This window comes from Mesorhizobium sp. M7A.F.Ca.US.014.04.1.1, from assembly GCF_003998745.1.
In the GTDB taxonomy this organism is placed as follows: Bacteria; Pseudomonadota; Alphaproteobacteria; order Rhizobiales; family Rhizobiaceae; genus Mesorhizobium; species Mesorhizobium ciceri.
On sequence record NZ_RZRW01001029.1, the window covers coordinates 1 to 1,234 of the forward strand.

Genomic DNA, 1,234 nt, shown 5'->3' on the forward strand with positions numbered 1-1,234 from the left:
GCTCGGGCGGTTCGAGGTCGATGCCGGTCTTCATCAGCCGCGACATGAAGCGGTCGCTCTCTGGCTTGCGCGGCCATACGCCCTCGTTGAGCCCGCCGATGACCAGCGTGTCGACCGTCTGCAACCGGGCTTCCAGCGCGCCCCAGATGGCGATGTTCCGGTCGGTGCCTTGTGCCGGCTTGACCGTTTCAGGCGCGATCAGCGCCGCCATGATGTCGGGCCACTCGGTCGCCGCGAAGGACAGCGAAGCCGAAGCCGCGACCAGCCCGCGCAGCAGTTCGGCAAGCTTCTCGCCGGCGTCACCGGCATAGAGTTCGCCAAGGCCGCCGTCGGCGATGCGGCCGAGATTTTCGAGTGTCACGACACTGGCCCTGACAAGCGCGGCAAGGTCGGCGTCATCCCGGCCTCGGAAGGCTGCGAGCGGCGCCAGCGCCTGCTTGAGACGTTCGAGCAAATTCCGCGCAGTTTCGATAGAGCGCACGGTCAGCCGGGAAAACCAGAAGGGCTGCCGGCTGCCGCCGCCCAAGCCGGTGAGGCGGGCTTCGAACAGTTCCGGTAGCGAAACGATGTCGGGGCGGCCTGTGCCGCCGCGCAACGCCACCAGTTCGATCAGCTCCGCCGCGTGGCGCACATCGGCCCGTTCGAGGCCGAGGCCGAGCAGCGGATGCTTGAGCAGCGACAGCAGGCCAACCGGATCGCCTGGCCGGAACAGTGCCTCGAGCGCCAGCCTGAGCAGGCTGGCCGCCGGAGTGTTGGCGAGCGGTGTGCCACCGGAATCGTCGGCAACGACGCCGAAGCGCTGGAGCTCGATCGAGACGCGCCGCGCCAGCGCGCGGTCGCCGGTGACGAGAGCCGCCCTTTGGCCGGGCTGTTCGACCGCGCGCTTGAGCGCGACGGCGATGGCGACGGCCTCATCACGTTCGCTGGCGGCTTCGAGCAAGGTCACCTCGGCGAAGGCGCCGGCAATGTCGGACGCCGGGAAACCGGCACGTGTCTCGGCCCAGAGTTCGGTGGTTTCGGCCGGCCGCAGCGCTTCGCCGACAAGGGCAGCGCGAAGCGCACGTCGCGGTTCGGCCACGCCAATCTCCTCGACGTCGCCGCGCAATACGCCGATCTTGCCGATCAGCCTGGCCAAGCCATATTGCGGGTGGCCGAGTACGGCTGGACGCGCGCCAGGCGCGGCAATCGCCTGGAACGACGCTTCGTCCAGCGTCCGGTCGAGACCCGGCAGCAC

The 1,234-nt window shown here is 69.2% G+C and carries 1 protein-coding gene; it reads right to left on the reverse strand.

The features are described 5' to 3' along the window. Nucleotides 1–1,234: double-strand break repair protein AddB (gene addB, locus EOA22_RS34185; protein WP_127390645.1), on the reverse strand; the 1,234-nt coding region annotated here is incomplete at both ends.